Source organism: Pseudomonas sp. X10 (assembly GCF_054889225.1).
Genome location: NZ_CM142677.1, coordinates 3976563 through 4001136, shown reverse-complemented (window position 1 = coordinate 4001136; position 24574 = coordinate 3976563). Strand labels below are relative to the sequence as shown.

Genomic DNA, 24574 nt, shown 5'->3' with positions numbered 1-24574 from the left:
ATGTCCCTCGCCAGTGTTTTCAATATCGCCGGTAGCGGCATGAGTGCCCAGACCACCCGGTTGAACACCGTCGCTTCGAACATCGCCAACGCCGAGACCGTGTCGTCGAGCATCGACCAGACCTACCGTGCGCGCCACCCGGTATTCGCCACCACCTTCCAGCAGGCCCAGAGTGGCGTCAGCCAATCGCTGTTCCAGGACCAGGGCGCGGCAGGGCAGGGCGTGCAAGTGATGGGCATCGTCGAGGACCAGAGCAACCTCGAGGCACGCTACGAGCCGAACCATCCGGCGGCGAACAAGGACGGCTACGTGTACTACCCGAACGTCAACGTGGTTGAGGAAATGGCCGACATGATCTCCGCCAGCCGTTCGTTCCAAACCAACGCCGAGCTGATGAACACGGCCAAGACCATGATGCAGAAGGTTCTGACCTTGGGTCAGTGATCAGGAAATCGATATGAGCACAACCGACTCCACCAGCGGCGTTGCCAACTCGGTACTGACGTCCCTGCAAAAGCCTGAGAACACCAATAGAAACAATACCGGCAGCGCCGGTAGCGCGCTGGGCAAGGACGCGTTCCTGCAGTTGCTGGTTACCCAGATGCAGCACCAGAACCCCCTCGATCCCCAGGAGAACGGCGAGTTCGTCGCGCAGTTGGCGCAGTTCAGCAGTCTTGAAAGCATGCAGACCCTGAACAGTTCCGTATCCACCATCGTCAGCGCCTTCCAGTCGTCCCAGGCGCTCCAGGCGTCCTCCTTGGTCGGGCGCAATGTGATTGTCCAGACCGACAAGGCGCAGGTGGACACCAGCAAGGACATGCAAGGCTCGGTCAACCTGACGTCGTCCAGCACGGCAGTCAAGGTCGGGGTCTATGACAGCGATGGCGAGCTGGTGCGCACCATCGACCTGGGCAGCCAGTCGGGCGGCAAGGTCGATTTCACCTGGGACGGCAAGGACAGTGACGGAGAGGTGGCGCCGCCGGGGGTTTACACCTTCAAGGCGACCGCGGATGTCGAGGGTACGGCAACGACCATGACGACCAATCTGCCGGCGACGGTCAGCAGCGTGACCATGGGCGGCAATGGTTCGGAAATGATGCTGAACCTGGCAGGCCTGGGTAGCGTGGCACTGTCGAAAATTCAAACGATTGGAATCTAAGGGCCGGTTCGAGCGGCAGGAGTGAGCAGATGTCTTTCAATATTGGCCTTAGCGGGCTTTATGCGGCAAACAAGGCCCTGAATGTCACCGGCAACAACATTGCCAACGTCGCCACGACAGGCTTCAAATCCTCGCGTGCGGAGTTCGCTGATCAATATGCGGCGTCGATTCGCGGAACCAGCGGCAGGACCGTTGGCGGCAGTGGTGTCACCACGGCAGCCGTTTCGCAGATGTTCTCGTCGGGCAATATTGTCGGGACCGGGCAAAGCCTTGACCTGGCCATCGATGGCAACGGCTTTTTTGCCTTGAGTGACAACGGCTCGAAGATCTATACCCGTGCAGGTGCGTTCTACAGCGACAAGGCCGGCTATATCGTCAATGCCCAGGGGGCCAACCTGCAGGGGTATGCGGTCGATGCCAACGGCAAGATCGTTCCGGGCGCGTTGGTCGACTTGAAGATCGATACCTCGAACCTGACGCCTAATCCGACTGGCAAGATTTCAGAGACCGTCAACCTGAACTCCAGCGCCACCGTACCCACGGTGACACCATTCGATCCGAAGAACGTAGAGACCTACAACTACGCCTTCAACACTGATGTGTACGACAGCCAAGGCAATGCGCATCAGCTCAACCAGTATTTCGTCAAGGATGAAGCTTCCAACTCCTGGACGATGTACACCACCATCGACGGGCGCAACCCGGCTGACCCGACCTCGGACACGCCACTGGCCAACACCTTGGCCTTTAAATCCGACGGCACCCTGGATACGGCTTCGATGAACGCAGGCCCGGTGCCCGGTGGCCTGGCGATTGGCGACGACAAGAGCTTCCGCCTCGATGGCTGGATTCCGGCTGAGAAGAATGCCGCCGGTGATTGGGCGAGCAACGGCGCGACCGCCCGGCCAGGAGGGGTGACGCTGGATATGCTGGCGACGACCCAGTACAACGCTGCGTCGGCGACCACGGCGAAAACCCAGGATGGCTATGCCACGGGTGAGCTTACCGGTTTGACGGTGGACCAGAGCGGCAATCTCTTCGCCAACTTCACCAACGGCGAGGACAAGGTGATTGGCCAGGTGGTCATCGCCAATTTCGCCAACGTACAAGGCTTGACGCCTATCGGTGGCACTAGCTGGAGGGAGTCCTACGCTTCGGGCGTACCTGTCGTGGGTGAGCCGGATACTGGCACGCTCGGCAAGATCTATGGCGGCGCGTTGGAAGACTCCAACGTCGACCTGACGGGCGAACTGGTCAATCTGATCAAGGCGCAAAGCAACTATCAGGCGAATGCCAAGACGATCTCCACCGAAAGCACCCTGATGCAGACCATCATCCAGATGGCCTGATGGGCCCATGCTGGCAATAGCCCCAGCCTGCCGTAATGCAGTTCATTTCAATGAGCGGCATTACCAGCCTGCTGGGGCTTTTTTACGTTTCTGAAATGACCGCGAGGCTGTTCAGGTGAAAAGACCAGGCGTACTCGTCGGGGTGATGTTGCTGCTCATGGCCCAGGCTGGGCTACAGGCGGCGCCAGCGCCTTGGTATCAGTGGCAGAGCAAGCAGACCGGCCGCTACATGTGCGCGCAGAGGCAGCCGGGAGAAGGCTGGGTGCGCCATGCCGGGCCTTTCGACAATGCCGGTTGCCGGGTTTACTGACCCGGGATTGCCGGGGCTGGCAAATCTTTGCCGACAAACTGACGGTGACGGCCGTTCACCTCTGCCTGAAGGCCCGTGGTTACGGGCTTTTGCTCACTTGGTTCGATAATTGCTTTGCCAATCGCAATGCGTCAGCGCGGCATGTGAACGCGCAAAGGAGAATCCGTGGACAAGATGCTTTACGTGGCCATGACCGGCGCCAGCCAGAACGCGCTGGCCCAGCGGGCTCACGCCAACAACCTGGCGAACATTTCCACCAGCGGTTTCCAGCGCGACCTGGAGCAGGCGCGTTCGATGCCGGTATTCGGTGACAGCTTTCCGGCGCGGGCCTATGCCATGACCGAACGCCCGGCCACCGATTTCACCCCAGGGGCGCTGCAGGAAACCGGCCGCGACCTGGACGTGGCCATCGGCGGCGACGGTTTCATCGCCGTGCAGGCGCCGGATGGCAGCGAGGCCTATGTCCGCACCGCCAGTCTGAACATTGACGCCCTCGGCGTGCTGCGTGCCGGCAATGGCATGCCGGTACTGGGCAATGGCGGCCCAATCGCCATTCCGCCGGAGCAGAAGGTCGAGATCGGCGAGGACGGCACCATCAGCATCCGCGCCATGGGCGAAGACCCGCGAGTCATGGCCGAGGTCGACCGGATCAAGCTGGTCAACCCGGACGTGCGCGACCTGGCTAAGGGCCTGGACGGCATGATCCACACCAAGAGCGGCCAGCCCGCCGATGCCGATGTCAACGTAAAGCTGGTGTCGGGTTTTCTCGAGGCGAGCAACGTGAACGCCGTGGAAGAGATGACCTCGGTGCTGGCGCTGTCCCGTCAATTCGAACTGCACGTCAAGATGATGAACACGGCCAAGGAAGGCGATGAAGCCATGGCTCGGGTTTTGCAAATCGGCTAATCACATTTGAACGGGTGCCGTAAAACAGGCGCGCGAGGAGAACACTATGCTTCCGGCTCTTTGGGTCAGTAAAACCGGCCTGTCCGCCCAGGACACCAACCTGACGGTCATTTCCAACAACCTGGCCAACGTCTCGACCACCGGCTTCAAGCGCGACCGGGCCGAGTTCCAGGACCTGCTGTACCAGATCAAGCGCCAGCCGGGCGCCCAGTCGACCCAGGATAGCGAGCTGCCTTCGGGCCTGCAGGTCGGTACCGGTGTGCGCATCGTCGGCACCCAGAAGAACTTCAGTGCCGGCAGCCTGCAGACCACCGAGAACCCGCTGGACATGGCGGTCAATGGCCGGGGCTTCTTTCAGGTCCTGCAGCCGGATGGCACCGTCTCCTACACCCGTGACGGCACCTTCCACCTGAACTCTGACGGCCAGATCGTCACTGCCAACGGTTTTGCACTGGAGCCTGCGATCATCGTGCCGCCGGATGCGCAGACCTTCACCGTCGGCCAGGATGGCACCGTGTCGATCACCACCGCCGGCAACCCGGCCGCGCAGATTATCGGCAACATCCAGACCGCCGACTTCATCAACCCGGCTGGCCTGCAGGCGATCGGCAACAACCTGTTCCTGGAAACCGCAGCCAGCGGCGCGCCACAGATCGGCACCCCGGGCCTGAACGGCTTTGGCACCACCCAGCAGCAGACCCTGGAGAACTCCAACGTCAGCACCGTGGAAGAGCTGGTCAACATGATCACCACCCAACGTGCCTACGAAATGAACTCCAAGGTCATTTCCACCGCCGACCAGATGCTCTCGTTCGTCACCCAGCAGCTGTAAGCCTTGAAAGTCCGGCGGCCGCTCACGCAGCCCCTGTTACACCGTGAGGTAAGCGTCATGAATCGTCTGTTATCCGTCTTCGCCCTGGGTGGGGTGTTGTTGCTGGCCGGCTGCGTCGCACCGGTAGCCAAGCCCAACGACCCGTACTACGCGCCGGTCTTGCCGCGTACCCCACTGCCGGCGGCGGCCAACAACGGTTCGATCTACCAGGCCGGTTTCGAACAGAACCTGTACAGCGACCGCAAGGCGTTCCGGGTCGGTGACATCATCACCATCACCCTCAATGAGCGCACCTCGGCGAGCAAGAGCGCCAACTCGCAGATCGCCAAGAACAGCGAAGCGAACATCGGCTTGACGTCGCTGTTCGGCGCCGTGCCGAACACCAACAACCCGTTCGGCGGCGGCGACCTGAGCCTCAACGCCGGCTACAGCGGCGACCGCGCGACCAAAGGTGACAGCAAGGCCGCCCAGGGCAATACCCTGACCGGCTCGATCACCGTCACCGTGGCCGACGTCCTGCCCAATGGCATCATTGCCGTGCGCGGCGAGAAATGGCTGACCCTCAACACCGGCGATGAGCTGGTGCGCATCGCCGGTTTGGTCCGTGCCGACGATATCGCCACTGACAACACCGTACCGTCGACCCGCGTGGCCGATGCGCGCATCACCTATTCGGGCACGGGCTCCTTCGCCGACGCCAGCCAGCCCGGGTGGCTGGACCGCTTCTTCCTCAGCCCGCTTTGGCCTTTCTGAGTCCGGATGCCCATGTTCAATTTCAGGCAATTGCTTGCCGCCATGCTCCTCCTGTCCTGTGCGTTCGCTGCCCATGCCGAGCGCCTGAAGGACATTGCCAGTATTTCTGGCGTGCGCACCAACCAGTTGATCGGCTACGGCCTGGTGGTGGGCTTGAATGGCACGGGTGACCAGACCACCCAGACCCCGTTCACCTTGCAGACCTTCAACAACATGCTGTCGCAATTCGGCATCAAGGTGCCGGCGGGTACGGGCAACGTGCAGTTGAAGAACGTTGCTGCCGTGTCGGTGCATGCCGACCTACCGGCCTTCGCCAAGCCCGGCCAGGTGGTCGATATCACCGTGTCGTCGATCGGCAACTCCAAGAGCCTGCGCGGCGGCAGCCTGCTGCTGACCCCGCTCAAGGGGATCGACGGCAACGTCTACGCCATCGCCCAGGGCAACCTGGTGGTCGGCGGCTTCGATGCCGAGGGCCGCGACGGCTCGCGGATCACCGTCAACGTGCCATCGGCCGGCCGTATTCCTGGCGGCGCCACCGTCGAGCGCGCCGTGCCCAGTGGTTTCAACCAGGGCAACAGCCTGACCCTGAACCTCAACCGGCCCGACTTCACCACCGCCAAGCGCATCGTCGACAAGGTCAACGAACTGCTCGGCCCGGGTGTCGCCCAGGCTTTGGACGGCGGTTCGGTGCGAGTCAGTGCGCCGATGGACCCGAGCCAGCGCGTCGACTACCTGTCGATTCTCGAGAACCTGGAGATCGACCCGGGCCAGGCCGTGGCCAAGGTCATCATCAACTCACGCACCGGCACCATCGTCATCGGCCAGAACGTCAAGGTGTCGCCGGCCGCGGTGACCCACGGCAGCCTGACCGTGACCATCACCGAAGACCCGATCGTCAGCCAGCCTGGCCCGTTCTCTGGCGGCCAGACCGCCGTGGTGCCGCGCTCGCGGGTCAATGCCGAGCAGGAAGCCAAGCCGATGTTCAAGTTCGGGCCGGGCACTACGCTGGATGAGATCGTCCGCGCGGTGAACCAGGTCGGCGCCGCGCCGAGCGACCTGATGGCGATCCTCGAAGCCCTGAAACAGGCCGGCGCCTTGCAGGCCGACCTGATCGTGATCTGAGGAGGCGGGCGATGAATCCCAAGAGCCTGGTCTCCAGCCCTGCCGACAGCGGCGCCTACACCGACCTGAACCGCCTCAGTTCGCTGAAGGTGGGTGACCGCGACAGCGAGGGCAACCTGCGCAAGGTCGCCCAGGAGTTCGAGTCGCTGTTCATCAGCGAGATGCTCAAGGCATCGCGCAAGGCCAGCAATGTGCTGGCCGATGACAACCCGCTCAATACCGAGACCGTCAAGCAGTACCAGGAAATGTACGACCAGCAGTTGGCCGTGAGCATGTCCCGCGAGGGTGGCGGCATCGGCTTGCAGGACGTGCTGATGCGCCAGTTGTCCAAGCAGAAGGGTGTTAGTGCTGCCAGCACCAGTCCATTCCCGCGCAGCGAGGGCCACCAGCCTGCGCTGTGGGGCGCTCGCGTCGCCGAGCCGTTGCGTGGAGAAAGCAGTGGCGCCACGCGCAATGATGTCGCCGCGCTCAACTCACGCCGCCTGGCGTTGCCGGGCAAGCTTACCGACCGCCTGCTGGCCGGGATCGTACCCTCGGCGGACGCCGGCGCCGCGACCAGCAGCGCCGCGCTGCCGCCCCGTCAGGGCGTGCAGGGCGACGCCGCACCAGGGCGCATGCAGATCTACGGGCGTGCCGTGGCCCAGCCGCCGCTGGCACCGGCGAAGAAGGCCTTCGCCGACAGCGAGGCGTTCATCGCCACCATGCTGCCGATGGCCGAACAGGCGGCCAAGCGCATCGGTATCGACCCTCGCTACCTGGTGGCCCAGGCCGCCCTGGAAACCGGCTGGGGCAAGTCGATCATGCGCCAGAGCGATGGCAGCAGCAGCCACAACCTGTTCGGCATCAAGGCCACCGGCAACTGGCAGGGCGGGCAGGCGAGGGCGATCACCAGCGAGTTCCGTGATGGCCAGTTCGTCAAAGAAACGGCGGCGTTCCGTTCCTATGGTTCCTACCAGGAGAGCTTCCATGACCTGGTCAACCTATTGCAGAACAATTCACGCTATCAAGATGCCTTGAAAGTGGCCGATAACCCAGAGCAGTTCGCCAGAGAGCTGCAGAAGGCGGGCTATGCGACCGATCCAGGCTACGCGAAGAAGATCATCACCATTGCCCGGCAGATGCAGCCAACCCAGCAGTACGCCATGGCTGGCAGTTCCACGAATCTATAAGGATTGAAGCATGTCGAACCTGATTTCGATCGGCCTGAGCGGCCTGAATGCCAGCCAGGCGGCGTTGTCGGTCACCAGTAACAACATCGCCAACGCCGCCACTTCCGGGTACTCGCGCCAGCAGGCCGTGCAGTCCGCGGGCGCCCTGCAGAACATCGGCGTCGGTTTCCTGGGTACAGGCACGACATTGTCGGATGTCCGCCGCATATACAGCGCTTACCTGGACAACCAGTTGCAGACCGCCACTTCGCTGCAGGCTGACGCCGTCGCTTTCCAGGACCAGATCACCAGCGTCGACAAGTTGCTGGCCGACCGCGACACCGGCATCAGCTCGGTCCTTAGCTCATTCTTCTCCGCGTTGCAGACGGCCTCGGCCAAGCCGGGCGACGTCGCCTCCCGGCAACTGCTGCTGACCCAGGCGCAGACCTTGAGCAACCGTTTCAATGCCATCTCCACCCAGATGAGCCAGCAGAACGAGAGCATCAACTCCCAGCTCGATACCCTCACTGGCCAGGTCAACAAGCTGACGGCCAGTATTGCCGAGTACAACAAGCAGATCGTGCAACTGTCGGCCTCAGGCAATACCCCCAACAGCCTGCTCGACGCACGCAACGAAGCGGTGCGCTCGCTGAACGAGCTGGTCGGCGTGACCGTGCAGGAGCGTGACGGCAACTTTGACGTCTACCTGGGTACCGGCCAATCCCTGGTGACCGGCAACCGAGCCAATACGCTGTCGGTCGCCCCTGGCAACACCGACAAGAGCCAGTACAGCCTGCAGGTCAACTACCAGAACTTCAGCTCGGACGTCACCTCGGTGGTCAGCGGCGGGCAGATCGGCGGACTGTTGCGTTACCGCAGCGAGGTGCTGGCGCCAGCGATGAATGAACTGGGGCGCGTTGCGCTGGTGGTGGCCGACAGCATCAACAGTCAGTTGGGGCAGGGCCTCGATGTCAACGCGCAGTTCGGCAGCGCCTTGTTCTCCAGCATCAACAGCGCCACGGCCATTGCCCAGCGCAGTCTGGCGGCGTCGGGCAACAGCGCTGGCTCCGGCAACCTGGATGTGACCATTGCCGATAGCGGCGCGTTGACGACCTACGACTATGAGGTCAAGTTCACCAGCGACAAGCAGTACACCGTGCGCCGCTCGGACGGCACCGACATGGGCAGTTTCGACCTGGATGCCGATCCCGCGCCGGTGATCGATGGCTTTTCGCTCAAGCTCAATGGCGGAGACCTGGCTGCGGGCGACAGCTTCAAGGTGATCCCCACCCGTGCGGCGGCGGGGAGCATCAAGACCGTCATGACCGACGCCAACAAACTGGCCTTTGCGGCGCCGATCAGCGCCACGGCCGGCAGCGGCAACGGCGGTACGGGCACCATCACCCAGCCTAACCTCGCTGATGCGCTGGACATTTACGGCGGTGCCGACACCGCCTTGATGCAGGAGTCCATCCGCAACTCGATGCCTGTGCGTGTCGTCTTCCAGCAGGCCAGCGGCGGCACCCAGGGCTATGCGCTGTTCGATGCCAAGGGCAACCAGATCGGGACTGGCAGCATCGTGCCGGGGCAGGACAACGACCTGTCGATTGCCGTGCCCATGCTCGATGCGTCGGGTGCGCCGATCCTCGACGGCAGTGGCAACCCGCGCACCTTCAACGTGGAGACCACCATTGGCGGCAACCCGGCGGCCAATGACAGCTTCAGCCTGTCGTTCAATGCCGACGGTAAATCAGACAACCGTAACGCCACCTCCTTGTTGGAATTGCAGACCAAGTCGACCATAGGCACAGAATCTGGCGGTGGCATCAGCTTCACCTCGGCCTATGCCTCGCTGGTGGAGCGGGTCGGTGCCAAGGCCAACCAGGCCAATCTCGACTCCACCGCAACCGATGCCGTGCTCAAGTCCGCCAAGGAGAGCCGCAGTGCCGTCTCTGGGGTCAACCTGGATGACGAAGCTGCTGGCCTGGTGAAGTTCCAGCACTACTACACCGCGTCGTCGCAGATCATCAAGACCGCGCAAGAGACGTTCTCAACCTTGATCAACGCCCTGTAAGGAGTAGCTGACCGTGCGTATTTCCACTGCTCAATTCTATGAGACCAGCGCCACTAGCTACTCGAAGAACTTTTCTGATGCGGCCAAGACCCAGGCACAGATATCTTCCGGTGTGCGTATCCAGACGGCGGCGGATGATCCGGTCGGGGCGGCCCGTCTGCTGCTGTTGCAGCAGCAGAGTGCTTTGCTGGGGCAGTACAGTGCCAACATGACCACGGTCAACAACGCGCTGCTGCAGGAAGAAAGCGTGCTTTCGACCATCAATGAGGCGATGCAGCGTGCCAGCGAACTGGCCATCCGCGCCGGTGGCGGCAGTCTGAGTGACGCCGACCGAGTTTCGATCAGCAGTGAGCTGAAGGAAATCGAGGCCAACATCTTTGGTCTGCTCAATTCGCGCGATGCCAATGGCGACTACATGTTTGGCGGGTCGAAGACCTCGTCGCCACCTTATGTGCGCAACAGCGATGGTACCTACAGCTACCGTGGCGATCAGACCCAACTCAGCCTGCAGGTCTCCGATACCTTGCGCCTGGCCACCAACGACAGCGGCTACAGCGTCTTCGACCAGGCGACCAACAACAGTCGAACCCAGTCGAGCCTACAGGCGCCGACGCCCGACGACGGACGAGTGAGGTTGTCCTCAGGATTGTTGAGTTCGGTCAATGCCTACAATGACCGCTTCGGCGCGGGGCAGCCCTATACAGTGACGTTCACCAGTGCTACCGAATACAGCGTCACGGATGCCAACGGCAACGACATCACCAGCGAGACGCCAACCAACGGTAAGTTCGATCGCGATGCCGAAGGAGGGAATATCATCTCCCTGCGTGGTGTCGAGTTCGAAATCAATATCGCTCTGCAAGACGGGGACGATCCGGACACGGCTGTGGCCGGTCACGTCTTCTCCCTTGAGGCCAAGCCGGACACGCTGACGGCGACGCGCAGCGCTGGCAATGCTTCCACCGCCCAAGTCACCGGTACCAGCATCACCGATGCCGATGCCTATCGCAGCACTTTCCCCAGTGACGGCGCGGTGATCAAGTTCACCAGTGATACGGAATACGCGCTCTACGCCCAACCCTATACCGCTGACAGCAAACCGGTGGCGACCGGCACCTTCGGTGGGGGGACGCTGATGGTCGCCGGGGTCACCTACCAGTTGGATGGCACGCCCGCAGCTGGCGACCAGTTTGCAGTCAGTGCCAACACTCACAAGACCCAGAATGTGCTGGATACGCTGGGGCAATTGCGGGCGGCGCTGGACAACCCGGTTACCGATGGCGAATCTGAGTTCGCCCTCAAACAAGCTGTGGGCTCGGCCGTTGCCAACCTTGCCAGCTCCCGGGAGCGAATAGACATCACCCGTGGTTCGATTGGTGCGCGTGGCAATTCTTTGGAAATCCAGACACTGGAAAACACGAGTTTGTCGTTGGCCAATGAGAGCACGCAAAGTGCAATCGGCAATACTGATATGGCTGAAGCTGCAGTAACGTTGACGTTGCAGCAGGCCATGCTAGAGGCCTCCCAGCTGGCATTTGCCCGTCTCTCGCAACTGAGCTTGTTCAACAAGCTCTGAGCCAAGCGTCATCCAACCCCGGCCGGCATCTATGCCTGCCGGGGTTTTTCATGCCTGCCGTCAACCCGCTTCGCAGTGGTCTGAGACAAATCGAGTGTGACCAATGAGTCAAATCGGGCATCTTCCCTGTATTCTATCGGTGGGATTTGCAAGAATTTGTTGCCGGTTTTTTGTCTGCAGGTTCAGGCAACAACACTGCCATGTGCCACCTGGGGTGGTGCAGCCCCGGTTTTTGGCGCCCTCAGTTCTGCGAGCGGCGGTCTTTGGCTGTTTTGATTGGGAAGCCAGAATGATTGGCATTAAAAGTATCGCGAGTTACGTGCCCACCGCTGGCCTGGACAACTATGCCCAGGGTGCGAAGTTCGGCAAGGATGAAGAGTTCATCTTCGGCAAGATCGGCTCGACCTTTCTGCCGCGCAAGGCAGACGAGCAAGAAACCTCGGACCTCTGCGTCGAGGCCGCCAAGGCCCTGTTTGCCAATAACCCCGACCTCGATCCGCAGTCGGTCGATGCCCTGATCGTGGTCACCCAGAACGGTGATGAAGAAGGCTTGCCACACACGGCAGCCATCGTGCAGGACAAGCTTGGCCTGTCTACCCGTGTGGCAGCCTTCGACGTGTCGCTGGGGTGCTCTGGCTATGTCTATGGCCTGTATGCGATCAAGGGCTTCATGGAGGCGGCAGGGCTCAAGAACGGCCTGCTGATCACCGCTGACCCTTATTCGAAGATCGTCGACCCAGAAGACCGCAACACCACCATGCTGTTCGGCGATGCCGCCACCGCCACCTGGATGGGCGAGGGGGCTACCTGGCAACTCGGGCAGGCGCGTTTCGGTACCGACGGTTCCGGTGCGGCGCATCTGAAGGTCACCGATGGCAACTTCTTCATGAATGGCCGTCAGGTGTTCAACTTCGCCTTGCTCAAGGTGCCGGCGCACCTGCATGAGCTGCTCGAAGCGTCGGGTCTGACCTCGGCGGATATCGACGCCTTCTGTATCCACCAGGGCAGCGCGGCCATTGTCGATGCTGTGGCCCGGCGTTTCGAGGAGCAGCCGGAGAAGTTCGTCAAGGACATGCTGGAGACCGGCAACACCGTGTCGTCCAGCGTGCCGCTGCTGCTCGAGAAGCACATGCTCGACGGCAGTTGGAAGCGCGTGGCTATCAGTGGCTTCGGCGTTGGCCTGTCCTGGGGCTCGGCCATTCTGTACCGCGACTGAAGAACTGCGCTTCGAAAAAGGGCGCCTGGCGGATATTGCCAGGCGCCCTTTTTTTGCGTTTGCGCAAACCCTGTGGTGGATGGCAACCCATTGATTTCTTGGGGCTGGCCGCATGATGGCATTTTTTTTTGAAAAAGCCCTCAAGCAACCGGCGCAAACGACGATAACCATTACGAAGGTTCTCTAGGCCACACCCGGCGGTTGCCAGGGCCGGAAGCCGCAGTATCCATCCAACGAGGATTTCGTCATGGCTTTAACCGTAAACTCCAACATTGCCTCGATCACTACCCAGGGCAACCTGAACAAGGCCGGCAACGCCCTGGCCACCTCCATGCAGCGCCTGTCCTCCGGCCTGCGTATCAACAGCGCTAAAGACGATGCTGCCGGCCTGCAGATCTCCAACCGCCTGACCAGCCAGATCAACGGCCTGGGTCAAGCGATCAAGAACGCCAACGATGGTATCTCCATCGCCCAGACCGCTGAAGGTGCAATGCAGGCTTCCACCGACATCCTGCAGAAGATGCGTACCCTGGCGTTGTCCTCGGCTACTGGCTCGCTGAGCGCCGAAGACCGTAAGTCGAACAACGACGAATACCAGGCACTGACCGCCGAGCTGACTCGTATCTCCCAAACCACCACCTTCGGTGGTCAGAAGTTGCTGGATGGCTCCTATGGCACCAAAGCTATCCAAGTCGGCGCCAATGCTAACGAAACCATTAACCTGTCCTTGGATAACGTCGCAGCCAATAACATCGGTTCGCAGCAGATCAAGAGCCAAGCGGTTGCCATTGACGATACCGGCCTGACCGCAGGTGAGATCGTTGTCACCGGTAACGGCCAGACGAAAACTATCTCCTACGCTGACGGTGCTTCTGCCAAGGAAGTCGCGTCCAAGCTCAATGGCTCCATCGGCGGCCTGAGTGCTACTGCGAGCACTGAAGTGAAGTTTACTGTTGGCACTGCTGCAGCGACGACCCCTGCCAACTTTGAGCTGACTGTAGGTGACGGTACTGCTGTCAGCTTCATTGGTGTTACCGACACCGCCAGCCTGGCCGATCAGTTGAAATCCAACTCGGCTAAGCTGGGTATCAGTGTCAACTATGACGAAGTCAACAATACCTTGGAGGTTAAATCCGACTCGGGTGAGAACCTCAAGTTTACTGGTGGGGCCGGATCTGATGCGATCAGCCTGGATTCCAAAGGCGGTGACGGCAAGTACTCCGGTACGGCTGTTGCTCTGGCCGATGGCGATGCCGCTGTCGTCACTGGTCAGGTTTCGCTGGATTCGGCCAAGGGTTACTCCCTGGGCGAAGGCGCCACCGACGGTGTGACCGCGCTGTTTGGTGCCGCCACCAAGTCTTCTGCAAAGACCACAATTTCCGAGACCGACGTCACTGACGCCAACAACGCGCAAAACGCCCTGGCAGTTATCGACAAAGCCATCGGCTCCATCGACAGCGTGCGTTCGAACCTGGGTGCGACCCAGAACCGTCTGACGACCACTGTCGACAACCTGCAGAACATCCAGAAGAACTCCACTGCTGCCCGTTCGACCATTCAGGACGTGGACTTCGCGGCTGAAACTGCCGAACTGACCAAGCAACAGACTCTGCAGTCGGCTTCGACCGCGATCCTGTCGCAGGCCAACCAGCTGCCATCCGCTGTACTGAAGCTGCTTCAGTAATCCAGGCGCCTGGTAACTGACGGAAGGGCGCGTATACGTGCCCTTCCGTTTTTTCGTCATAAGGAGTCCGGACATGGACATGAGCGTCAAGTTGAATCTGACTTATCCGCCAGTCGTGCCGAACAACGTGCAAGCGAGTAATGATGCGAGCAATCGTTCCGAGGCACAGGACGCTGTGGTGCCCGCGGTAGAACCTGAGCGTGACGAGTTGGAAAAGGCGGTCAGTGATATTCGTGAGTTCGTCCAGGCTAGCCAACGCAAACTGGATTTCTCCATCGACGACTCCACTGGTCGGGTCGTGGTCAAGGTCATCGCCACTGAGTCCGGTGACGTGATTCGCCAGATTCCTTCGGAGACTGCGCTGAAACTGGCGCAAAGCCTCAGCGAAGCCGGCAGCCTGCTGTTCGATGGTAGAGCCTGAGCTGGCATGAATTTTGTTGCTGCTTGAATTCGCGACGCCGTTCGTCAAGAAAGTGGCAGCTACTGAACAAGGAGCACAATGATGGCGGGTACAACAGTCAGTGGTATCGGTTCGGATATCGATACCCAGGCAATTGTGAAGTCTCTGGTCGATGCCGAGAAGGCGCCGAAGCAGGCACAGATCAATACCCAAACATTGAAAGCGACTACCACGCTGTCCTCGATTGGCAAGATCCAGTCGGCCCTGGATGCGTTCCGTGGTGCCCTGGCGACCATGGGGACCGATAACAGCTTCGCGGGCCTGAGCCTCTCCTCTTCGGACGAAAAGGTCGCCACGTTCACGGCGGCGGCGGGAGCCTCCACCGGCAGCTTCACCCTGCTGGTCACTCAACTGGCCAGTGCCTCCAAGCTGTCCACCCAGGTGTATGCCGGTGGTGCTGATTCGGTAGTCAATGCCGGAAGCACGCCGACCACCCTGACGATCTCTCAGTCGGGTAAGAACTATGACCTCAGCGTACCGCCGGGCGCGACCCTGCAGCAGGTGCGCGATAGCATCAACAGCCAGTTCGGCACCTCCGGCCTGAGTGCCAACATCCTGACCGATGCGAATGGTTCACGCCTGATGCTGACTTCGACCACCATGGGGGAGGGCTCTGACCTTACCCTGTCGGGTAATTCGGGCATCGACACCGGTTACACTGTGGTCGATACGCCGAAGAACGCCAAGTACAGCATCGATGGCATTGCCATGGAGTCCAAGAGCAACAGCATCTCTGATGCTATCAGCGGCCTGAACATCAAGCTGACCGGCGTCTCCGGCAAGAACGCAACCAGCGGGGAGTTGACTCCGACCATTCTGTCCCTGACCACCAGCCCGGCAGCGCTGAAGTCCGGGGTCAAGGGCTTTGTCGATACCTACAATGCCTTGATCAAGGCAATCAATGCCGAGACCAAGGTGACAATAGGAGCTGACGGCAACCCGATTGCAGGGGCCCTTACCGGCGATGCTTCAATGCGTACCTTGATATCCTCGATCCGTAGTGAGCTCAATGCGTTGTCAGGCAATGGCACCATGAAGTCGTTGGCGCAGTTCGGCATCACCTCGTCTCAGGACGGCGGGCTGCTGAGTATCGACGACAAGAAGTGGGATAAGGCCGTGGCTACAAATGCTGCGGACATTTCCAGTATTTTCAACGGCAAGGATGGTTTGTTGGCGCGCATGACCAAGGTCACTGACGACTATGCCAAGGCTACCACTGGTACTTTGGCCCAGCGCAGCAAAACCCTGACCGAGAACTTGACTGATCTGAAGAAGCAGCAGGATTCGCTGGATGAGCGCATGACTGCCCTGCAGAAAAGCCTGCAGGACAAGTACAATGCCATGGACTCGCTGGTCGCCCAGCTGCGGGCCCAGAGCAACAGTGTAATGACTACCCTGAACGCTCTGAACAACCCGAAACGGGATAACTGATCCGGCAGTCGGCGTGACAAGCCCGGGCTGGCATTTCGTGCTGCCCGGGCTTTGTGTTTGAACAGGCCGGGTAAAGTTTTGCCAGGGCTGGTCGATACATCGGTTAACCCATCCAATTTAGTCTTTGCCTGTCACGAGGTAGCAACATGAACCCCATGAGAGCCCTTCGTCAGTACCAGAAGGTCAATTCCCATGCCCAGATATCCGAGGCCACGCCCCACCGCTTGGTGCAGATGCTGATGGAAGGGGGGCTGGATCGCATGGCCCAGGCCAAAGGCGCCATGGCTCGTGGTGATATTGCAGAAAAGGGGCTGATGCTGGGTAAGGCCATCGATATCATCATCGGCCTGCGCGATGGCCTGGACGCACAAAAGAGCGATGACCCGGCTTATGTGGAGCAGTTGGCTGGCCTATACGTCTATATGACCAACCGGCTGATGCAGGCCAATGTCGAAAACAATGCTGAAATTATCGATGAAGTCGCCCAGTTGCTGATCACTGTGAAAAGCGGTTGGGATGCCATCGCAGCGACAGAGCAGGCCGGCTGACCTGGAGGATGGACATGATCTGCGCCTTGCAACGATTTGACGATACTCGCAATGCATTGCTCAGTGCTTTGAGCGCACGGGATTGGAGTGCCATTGGCAAGCTGGATGAAATCTGTCGCGTGTGCATTGACGACATGCTCAATGAAGCATCGCTGGATGAGGCTGCAGTGCGCGAGCGGCTCGAAGGTTTGCTGGAGGTCTACCGTGACCTCTTGAATGTGACCATGGGGGAGCGCCAGCTGATTGCCGATGAAATGACCCAGATCAACCAAGCGAGGAATGCTTCAAAGGTTTACCATCTGTTCAGTTAACATTGGTATCGAAAACTGAATGGAGCGCCATAAATTTGACTATTTACGCTTTTTTGACTTAACTAGTGCGTGTTTTCCATTTTCAGACGTCCAAACGCTGACGCCTTCAGTCGGAATGATGTCTAGCTCGCCCTTTCTGGGCGCTGAGATGACTAGGGAAGTTGTTATTGCATGTGGCGTGAAACCAGAATTCTCCTGATCGATGACGATAGCGAGCGCCGCCGCGACTTGGCGGTGGTGCTGAATTTCCTCGGCGAAGAAAACCTGTCCTGCTCAAGCCATGACTGGCAGCAGGCGGTCGAGTCGTTGTCATCGAGTCGTGAAGTACTTTGTGTCCTGGTAGGGACTGTCGATGCTCCTGCAAGTCTCCTGGGCTTGCTTAAGACAGTGGCTGCATGGGATGAGTTCCTTCCGGTTTTGCTTTTAGGTGAAATTTCTTCTGCTGACTTGCCAGAAGACCTACGCCGCCGGGTCCTGTCCAACCTGGAAATGCCGCCGAGCTACAGCCAATTGCTCGATTCGCTGCACCGTGCCCAGGTCTATCGCGAGATGTATGACCAGGCCCGCGAGCGCGGCCGCCAGCGCGAGCCGAACCTGTTCCGCAGCCTGGTCGGCACCAGCCGGGCCATCCAGCATGTGCGCCAGATGATGCAGCAGGTGGCCGACACCGATGCCAGCGTGCTGATCCTCGGCGAGTCCGGCACTGGCAAGGAAGTGGTGGCGCGCAATCTGCACTACCACTCCAAACGTCGCGAGGCACCGTTCGTGCCGGTCAATTGCGGGGCGATCCCAGCCGAGTTGTTGGAGAGCGAGCTGTTCGGCCACGAGAAGGGCGCCTTCACCGGCGCTATCACTAGCCGTGCCGGGCGTTTCGAGCTGGCCAACGGTGGCACCCTGTTCCTCGACGAGATCGGCGACATGCCGCTGCCGATGCAGGTCAAGCTGTTGCGCGTGCTGCAGGAGCGCACCTTCGAGCGGGTCGGCAGCAACAAGACCCAGAGCATCGATGTGCGCATCATCGCCGCCACCCACAAGAACCTCGAAACCATGATCGAGGGCGGTACCTTCCGTGAAGACCTCTACTACCGTCTCAATGTCTTCCCCATCGAGATGGCACCGCTGCGTGAGCGGGTCGAGGATATTCCGCTGTTGATGAACGAGCTGATCTCGCGCATGGAGCACGAGAAGCGCGGTTCGATCCGCTTCAATTCGGCGGCAATCATGTCGCTGTGCCGTCACGGCTGGCCGGGCAACGTCCGCGAGTTGGCCAATCTGGTCGAGCGCATGGCGATCATGCATCCCTACGGGGTGATCGGCGTGGCTGAACTGCCGAAGAAATTCCGCTACATCGATGATGAAGACGAGCAGTTGGCCGACAGCCTGCGTTCCGACCTCGAAGAGCGCGTGGCGATCAATGGCCATACGCCGAATTTCGCCGGCCACGCCATGCTGCCGCCTGAGGGGTTGGACCTGAAGGACTACCTCGGCAATCTGGAGCAGGGCCTGATCCAGCAGGCGCTGGATGATGCCAATGGCATCGTCGCACGTGCCGCCGAACGCCTGCGTATCCGTCGTACCACCCTGGTGGAGAAGATGCGTAAATACGGCATGAGCCGCCGTGAGGGCGACGAGCAGGCTGGGGATTGACCTCGCTGCTCAGGGCGTGCGGGCCAAGGTAGGAGCCAGCTCACGCTGGTTCCTGCGTCTCCTACCTATAATGCCGGTCGCTGGATTCGGACCTAGTCCTCGCTCGCTGATATCCGGCACGCCTATTGCTACATCGCTGGCAACATACCGTTTTTATGACGGTCAGCCATGCGAGAGAGCACGATGCCCCAGGCCGCCCCGATTTCCCGAATTCCCGATCCGCAGGTGCGGACCCCGGTCGAGCAGGAAAGCCGACTGGGCATCGAGCAGGCGTTCGCCCTGTTCAATCAGGTATCCAGCCAGCTGAGTCAGTCCTACACGATGCTCGAGGCCCGGGTCAGCGAGCTCAAGGGGGAGTTGGCCGTGGTCAGTGCCCAGCGCATGGCCGAGCTGGCCGAGAAGGAGCGCCTGGCTAACCGTTTGCAAAATCTGCTGGACCTGCTGCCCGGCGGCGTGATCGTTATCGATGCCCAAGGCTTGGTACGCGAAGCCAACCCGGCGGCCTGCGAGCTGCTCGGTGAGCCGCTGGTGGGCCAGCTGTGGCGCCAGGTGATTGCCCGCAGCTTCGCTCCGCGAGAAGACGACGGCCATGAAGTCTCCTTGCGCGATGGCCGGCGCCTGTCCATTGCCACCCGTTCGCTGGATGCCGAGCCGGGGCAGTTGGTGCTGCTCAATGACCTCACCGAAACCCGTCGCCTGCAGGACCAGTTGGCACGCCACGAGCGCTTGTCGTCGCTGGGGCGCATGGTCGCGTCCCTGGCGCATCAGATTCGTACGCCACTGTCGGCGGCCATGCTCTATGCCAGTCACCTGGCTGACCCCGAACAGGATTTGCCGCCGGAAACCCGTCAGCGTTTCGCCGGCAATCTCAAGGAGCGCCTGCACGAGCTGGAGCACCAGGTGCGTGACATGCTGGTGTTCGCCCGTGGCGAGTTGCCGCTGGGCGAGCGGCTGACGCCCAAGGCGTTATTCCAGGCGCTGCAGCAGGCGGCTCAGGTCCATGTCCAGGGGCATGCGGTGCGCTGGCAATGCGACACGCACCTGGGGGAGTTGTTGTGCAACCGCGACACCCTGGTCGGCGCCTTGCTCAATCTGATCGAGAACGCCTTGCAGGCCAGTGCCGAGCCGGCCCGCCTCAAGGTCCATCTGTACCGCCGTGGTCAGGACCTGCACCTGTGCGTCAGTGATGCCGGCAGTGGTATCGACGCGGCATTGCTGGCGCGCTTGGGCGAGCCTTTTCTGACCACCAAGGCCACCGGCACCGGTCTTGGCCTGGCCGTGGTGAAAGCGGTGGTGCAGGCTCACCAGGGCAGCCTGCAGTTGCGCTCGCGGGTTGGACGGGGCACCTGTGTACGGGTCACCCTGCCGTTGATTGGCATGGAGGCAGCGTGATGGCGGCCAAGGTCCTGTTGGTCGAGGATGACCGCGTGCTGCGCCAGGCGCTGGGCGACACCCTGGAGATCGGTGGCTTTACCTATCAGGCGGTCGGCTCGGCGGAAGAGGCGCTGAAGGTCGTGGCCACCGATGCCTTCAGCTTGGTGGTCAGCGATGTGAACATGCCGGGGATGGACGGCCATCAGTTGCTGGCGCAGTTACGCCAGCATTATCCGCAGTTGCCGGTGTTGCTCATGACCGCCCATGCCGCGGTGGAGCGCGCGGTGGAGGCCATGCGCCAGGGTGCGGTGGTTTACCTGGTCAAGCCGTTCGAGCCCAAGGCCTTGCTGGCGCTGGTGGAGCGGCATGCCGCTGGCCGTCTGGCGCTGGCCGAGGACGACGGGCCGGTGGCTTGCGAGCCGGCCAGCCAGCAGTTGCTGGAACTGGCGGCGCGGGTGGCGCGCAGCGATTCGACGGTGCTGATCTCCGGTGAGTCGGGCACCGGCAAGGAAGTGTTGGCGCGTTATATCCACCAGCAGTCGCCACGGGCCGCGCGGCCGTTCGTGGCGATCAATTGCGCGGCGATTCCGGACAACATGCTCGAAGCGACCTTGTTCGGCCATGAGAAAGGCGCCTTCACCGGCGCCATCGCGGCCCAGCCAGGCAAGTTCGAGCAAGCCGATGGCGGCACCTTGCTGCTGGACGAGATTTCCGAGATGCCCCTGGGACTGCAGGCCAAGCTGCTGCGCGTGCTGCAGGAGCGTGAAGTGGAGCGGGTCGGCGGACGCAAGCCGATCGCCCTGGACATCCGCGTATTGGCCACCACTAACCGTGACCTCGCCGGCGAAGTGGCAGCGGGGCGCTTCCGTGAGGACCTGTACTATCGGCTGTCGGTGTTCCCCCTGGCCTGGCGACCGTTGCGCGAGCGCAGCGGCGATATTCTGCCGCTTGCCGAGCGCTTGCTGGCGCGCCACGCCAGCAAGATGAAGCATGCGCCGGTCCGCCTTTCCGAGGCGGCCCGCACCTGCCTGCGCGATTACGCCTGGCCAGGCAATGTGCGCGAACTGGACAACGCCCTGCAGCGAGCCTTGATCCTGCAGCAAGGCGGGGTGATCGAGGCGGCGGATTTCTGTCTGGCGGGCGGCATCCCGCTACCAGCGCCAACGCCGCAAACGGTGGCAGCGCCGCCCGTGGCCGAGGAGTCCAGTGGCCTGGGCGATGATATGCGCCGGCATGAGTTCCAGATGATCATCGATACCCTGCGTGCCGAGCGCGGTCGCCGCAAGGAGGCTGCCGAGCGCCTGGGCATCAGCCCGCGCACCCTGCGTTACAAGTTGGCGCAGATGCGCGATGCGGGCCTGGATGTCGAGGCCAGCCTGTACGGCTGAAGCCTGCCAGGGTGTTTCTAACAGCATTGCGCAAGGGCTGGCACTCTTGTTGCTAGTCCCTTGCCTATTCGCTGCGTGAGCGTCAAAAAAATGCGGCCCTCGGAGAGATGAGTCCATGAGCCAAGGTGTTGAATTCAATCGATTGATGCTGGACATGCGGGCCATGCAGGCCGACGCCATGTCGCTGCCCAAGGCCGCCGCCGCGCCCGAGCTGGGTTCGAGCAGTTTTGCCGATATGCTGGGGCAGGCCATCAACAAGGTGCATGACACCCAGCAGGCTTCCAGTCAACTGGCCAACGCCTTCGAGATCGGCAAGAGTGGTGTCGACCTCACTGACGTCATGATTGCCTCGCAGAAAGCCACTGTCTCGTTCCAGGCGTTGACCCAGGTGCGCAACAAGCTGGTCCAGGCGTACCAAGACATCATGCAGATGCCGGTATAAGGGCGAGAGTGAGTCATGGCCGAAGCAGTCGTCGATAACGTGCCCGCGAAGAGCAGCCCGGCAGCATCCAAGCCGCCGTTGTTCGGCATGTCGTTCCTGGAAAACATCTCGCAGATGCCCGCGCTGCGCCAGGTCGGTCTGCTGGTCGGCCTCGCGGCCAGCGTGGCGATCGGTTTCGCCGTCGTGCTCTGGTCGCAGCAGCCGGACTACCGACCGCTGTACGGCAGCCTGGCGGGCATGGACACCAAGCAGGTCATGGAGACGCTGGCCAGCGCGGACATTGGCTATCGCGTCGAGCCCAACTCCGGCGTATTGCTGGTCAAGGCCGACGATCTCTCCCGCGCGCGCCTGAAGCTGGCCGCCGCTGGCGTGGCGCCGAGCGATGGCAACGTCGGTTTCGAAATCCTCGACAAGGACCAGGGACTGGGCACCAGTCAGTTCATGGAGGCGACCCGTTACCGCCGGGGCCTGGAAGGCGAGCTGGCCCGTACCGTCTCCAGCCTGAACAACGTCAAGGCGGCACGTGTGCACCTGGCGATCCCGAAGAGCTCGGTGTTCGTCCGTGACGAGCGTAGGCCGAGTGCCTCCGTACTGGTCGAAATGTACCCAGGCCGTACCTTGGAAGGTGGTCAGGTGGCGGCCATCGTCAATCTGGTGGCGACCAGTGTCCCTGAACTGGACAAGTCCCAGGTCACCGTGGTCGACCAGAAGGGCAACCTGCTCTCCGACCAGATCCAGAACACCGAGCTGACCATGGCCGGCAAGCAGTTCGACTACAGCCGGCGCATGGAAGGCATGCTGACCCAGCGCGTGCACAACATCCTGCAGCCGGTGCTGGGCAATGACCGCTACAAGGCCGAGGTGTCTGCCGACATCGACTTCAGCGCCGTCGAGTCCACCTCCGAGCAATTCAACCCCGACCAGCCGGCCTTGCGCAGCGAGCAGTCGGTCAACGAGCAGCGCTCCAGCAGCCAGGGGCCACAGGGCGTGCCTGGCGCACTGAGCAACCAGCCACCCGGCCCGGCCTCGGCACCGCAGACCACCGGTGGCACCGCCGCCGCAGCCGGTGCGGTGCAGCCTGGTCAACCGCTGCTCGACGCCAACGGCCAGCAGATCATGGACCCGGCCACCGGCCAACCAATGCTCGCGCCTTATCCGAGCGACAAGCGCCAGCAGTCGACCCGGAACTTCGAGCTGGACCGCTCGATCAGCCATACTCGCCAGCAGCAGGGGCGCTTGACCCGGCTGTCGGTGGCGGTGGTGGTCGATGATCAGGTCAAGTTCGACGCGGCCACCGGCGAGGCCACCCGCGCGCCCTGGGCGGCCGACGACCTGGCGCGCTTCACCCGGCTGGTGCAGGACGCGGTCGGTTTCGACGCCAGCCGTGGCGACAGTGTCAGCGTGATCAATGTGCCTTTCGCCGCCGACCGTGGCGAGGTGATCGCCGAGATCCCGTTCTACTCTCAACCGTGGTTCTGGGACGTGATCAAGCAGGTGATGGGCGTGCTGTTCATCCTGGTCCTGGTGTTCGGCGTGCTGCGTCCTGTACTCAACAACATTACCGGTGGCAGCAAGCAGGCTGCACCTGACAGCGACATGGAGCTGGGCGGCATGCTCGGCCTGGATGGCGAGTTGGCCAACGACCGCGTCAGCCTGGGTGGTCCGCAAAGCATTCTGTTGCCGAGCCCCAGCGAGGGTTACGAAGCACAGCTGAACGCAATCAAGGGCCTGGTGGCCGAAGACCCGGGCCGGGTAGCCCAGGTCGTCAAAGAGTGGATCAACGCCGATGAGTGACAACCGAGCCGTTACCGCCAAGCTGAGCCGTGTCGACAAGGCGGCGATCCTCCTGCTGTCCTTGGGCGAGACCGACGCGGCCCAGGTACTGCGGCACATGGGGCCGAAGGAAGTGCAGCGGGTCGGCGTGGCCATGGCGCAGATGGGCAATGTCCATCGTGAACAGGTCGAACAGGTGATGAGCGAGTTCGTCGAGATCGTCGGCGACCAGACCAGCCTTGGTGTGGGTTCGGACGGCTATATCCGCAAGATGCTCAATCAGGCGTTGGGTGAGGACAAGGCCAACGGCCTGATCGACCGTATCCTGCTCGGCGGCAACACCAGCGGCTTGGACAGCCTCAAGTGGATGGAGCCGCGTGCCGTGGCCGACGTCATCCGCTACGAGCACCCGCAGATCCAGGCCATCGTCGTCGCCTACCTGGACCCGGACCAGGCCGGTGAAGTACTGAGCAATTTCGACCACAAGGTGCGCCTGGACATCATCCTGCGCGTGTCCTCTCTCAACACCGTGCAACCGGCGGCGCTCAAGGAGCTGAACCAGATCCTCGAGAAGCAGTTCTCCGGCAACTCCAATGCCGCGCGCACCACCTTGGGCGGCATCAAGCGTGCGGCCGACATCATGAACTTCCTCGACAGTTCGGTGGAAGGTCAACTGATGGATTCGATCCGCGAGATCGACAACGACCTGTCCGAGCAGATCGAAGACCTGATGTTCGTCTTCAACAACCTTTCCGACGTCGACGACCGTGGTATCCAGGCGTTGCTGCGGGAGATTTCCTCCGACGTGCTGGTGATCTCGCTCAAGGGCGCCGACGAGCGGGTCAAGGACAAGATCTTCAAGAATATGTCCAAGCGGGCCTCGGAGCTGTTGCGTGACGACCTGGAGGCCAAGGGGCCGGTGCGGGTCAGCGATGTCGAAGCGGCGCAGAAGGAAATCCTCACCATCGCCCGGCGGATGGCCGAAGCCGGCGAGATCGTGCTCGGAGGCAAGGGCGCGGAAGAGATGATCTGATTGCCACTGATCGACGCACTCCCTGTAGGAGCGGGCTT

The 24574-nt window shown here is 61.5% G+C and carries 23 protein-coding genes; all 23 read left to right on the top strand.

Features of this window, described 5'->3' with window-relative positions:
• Positions 1-444: a flagellar basal body rod protein FlgC gene (flgC, locus tag ACYU03_RS18120; RefSeq protein WP_461886015.1), complete on the top strand. Its 444-nt coding sequence runs from the start codon at positions 1-3 to the stop codon at positions 442-444.
• Positions 445-457: 13 nt separating this feature from the next.
• Entirely contained in the window at positions 458-1159 is a 702-nt protein-coding gene (gene flgD / locus ACYU03_RS18115; RefSeq protein WP_461886014.1) for a flagellar hook assembly protein FlgD, read from the top strand.
• Positions 1160-1188: 29 nt separating this feature from the next.
• Complete coding sequence (gene flgE / locus ACYU03_RS18110; RefSeq protein WP_461886013.1) at positions 1189-2508, top strand: flagellar hook protein FlgE; 1320 nt, start codon at positions 1189-1191, stop codon at positions 2506-2508.
• A gap of 115 nt (positions 2509-2623) precedes the next feature.
• A complete protein-coding gene (locus tag ACYU03_RS18105) occupies positions 2624-2818 on the top strand; it encodes a hypothetical protein (RefSeq protein ID WP_461891554.1) in 195 nt (64 codons plus the stop codon).
• A 165-nt stretch (positions 2819-2983) separates the two neighbouring features.
• A complete protein-coding gene (locus ACYU03_RS18100) occupies positions 2984-3724 on the top strand; it encodes a flagellar basal body rod protein FlgF (RefSeq protein WP_461886012.1) in 741 nt (246 codons plus the stop codon).
• 46 nt (positions 3725-3770) lie between these two features.
• Positions 3771-4556: a flagellar basal-body rod protein FlgG gene (gene flgG / locus ACYU03_RS18095; RefSeq protein ID WP_461886011.1), complete on the top strand. Its 786-nt coding sequence runs from the start codon at positions 3771-3773 to the stop codon at positions 4554-4556.
• Between the two features lie 57 nt (positions 4557-4613).
• Positions 4614-5309, top strand: a complete 696-nt coding sequence (flgH, locus tag ACYU03_RS18090; RefSeq protein WP_461886010.1) for a flagellar basal body L-ring protein FlgH — start codon at positions 4614-4616, stop codon at positions 5307-5309.
• 12 nt (positions 5310-5321) lie between these two features.
• The gene (locus tag ACYU03_RS18085; RefSeq protein ID WP_461886009.1) at positions 5322-6431 is read left to right on the top strand and encodes a flagellar basal body P-ring protein FlgI; all 1110 of its coding nucleotides are present in this window, start codon (positions 5322-5324) and stop codon (positions 6429-6431) included.
• An 11-nt stretch (positions 6432-6442) separates the two neighbouring features.
• A complete protein-coding gene (gene flgJ / locus ACYU03_RS18080; protein ID WP_461886008.1) occupies positions 6443-7600 on the top strand; it encodes a flagellar assembly peptidoglycan hydrolase FlgJ in 1158 nt (385 codons plus the stop codon).
• Between the two features lie 10 nt (positions 7601-7610).
• Positions 7611-9653, top strand: a complete 2043-nt coding sequence (gene flgK / locus ACYU03_RS18075; protein WP_461886007.1) for a flagellar hook-associated protein FlgK — start codon at positions 7611-7613, stop codon at positions 9651-9653.
• Positions 9654-9666: 13 nt separating this feature from the next.
• Positions 9667-11229 carry a flagellar hook-associated protein 3 gene (locus ACYU03_RS18070; protein ID WP_461886006.1) on the top strand — a complete coding sequence of 521 codons (1563 nt, stop codon included), beginning with the start codon at positions 9667-9669 and terminating at the stop codon, positions 11227-11229.
• Positions 11230-11518: 289 nt separating this feature from the next.
• On the top strand, positions 11519-12445 hold the full coding sequence (locus tag ACYU03_RS18065) for a ketoacyl-ACP synthase III (protein ID WP_461886005.1): 927 nt from the start codon (positions 11519-11521) through the stop codon (positions 12443-12445).
• A 247-nt stretch (positions 12446-12692) separates the two neighbouring features.
• The gene (locus ACYU03_RS18060) at positions 12693-14129 is read left to right on the top strand and encodes a flagellin N-terminal helical domain-containing protein (RefSeq protein WP_461886004.1); all 1437 of its coding nucleotides are present in this window, start codon (positions 12693-12695) and stop codon (positions 14127-14129) included.
• A 73-nt stretch (positions 14130-14202) separates the two neighbouring features.
• Complete coding sequence (locus tag ACYU03_RS18055; RefSeq protein WP_461886003.1) at positions 14203-14550, top strand: flagellar protein FlaG; 348 nt, start codon at positions 14203-14205, stop codon at positions 14548-14550.
• 81 nt (positions 14551-14631) lie between these two features.
• Positions 14632-16020: a flagellar filament capping protein FliD gene (gene fliD, locus ACYU03_RS18050; RefSeq protein ID WP_461886002.1), complete on the top strand. Its 1389-nt coding sequence runs from the start codon at positions 14632-14634 to the stop codon at positions 16018-16020.
• A 146-nt stretch (positions 16021-16166) separates the two neighbouring features.
• Positions 16167-16568: a flagellar export chaperone FliS gene (fliS, locus tag ACYU03_RS18045; RefSeq protein WP_461886001.1), complete on the top strand. Its 402-nt coding sequence runs from the start codon at positions 16167-16169 to the stop codon at positions 16566-16568.
• A gap of 14 nt (positions 16569-16582) precedes the next feature.
• On the top strand, positions 16583-16879 hold the full coding sequence (locus ACYU03_RS18040; protein ID WP_461886000.1) for a flagellar protein FliT: 297 nt from the start codon (positions 16583-16585) through the stop codon (positions 16877-16879).
• 171 nt (positions 16880-17050) lie between these two features.
• Positions 17051-18526, top strand: a complete 1476-nt coding sequence (gene fleQ / locus ACYU03_RS18035) for a transcriptional regulator FleQ (protein ID WP_461885999.1) — start codon at positions 17051-17053, stop codon at positions 18524-18526.
• A 183-nt stretch (positions 18527-18709) separates the two neighbouring features.
• Complete coding sequence (locus tag ACYU03_RS18030) at positions 18710-19918, top strand: sensor histidine kinase (RefSeq protein WP_461885998.1); 1209 nt, start codon at positions 18710-18712, stop codon at positions 19916-19918.
• On the top strand, positions 19918-21288 hold the full coding sequence (locus tag ACYU03_RS18025; RefSeq protein WP_461885997.1) for a sigma-54-dependent transcriptional regulator: 1371 nt from the start codon (positions 19918-19920) through the stop codon (positions 21286-21288). The genes ACYU03_RS18030 and ACYU03_RS18025 overlap by 1 nt, the downstream gene beginning before the upstream one ends.
• Positions 21289-21403: 115 nt before the next feature.
• Complete coding sequence (gene fliE, locus ACYU03_RS18020) at positions 21404-21730, top strand: flagellar hook-basal body complex protein FliE (RefSeq protein WP_461885996.1); 327 nt, start codon at positions 21404-21406, stop codon at positions 21728-21730.
• 15 nt (positions 21731-21745) lie between these two features.
• Complete coding sequence (gene fliF, locus ACYU03_RS18015; protein ID WP_461885995.1) at positions 21746-23524, top strand: flagellar basal-body MS-ring/collar protein FliF; 1779 nt, start codon at positions 21746-21748, stop codon at positions 23522-23524.
• The gene (gene fliG / locus ACYU03_RS18010; RefSeq protein ID WP_461885994.1) at positions 23517-24536 is read left to right on the top strand and encodes a flagellar motor switch protein FliG; all 1020 of its coding nucleotides are present in this window, start codon (positions 23517-23519) and stop codon (positions 24534-24536) included. The genes fliF and fliG overlap by 8 nt, the downstream gene beginning before the upstream one ends.
• The last annotated feature ends 38 nt before the right edge of the window (positions 24537-24574 follow it).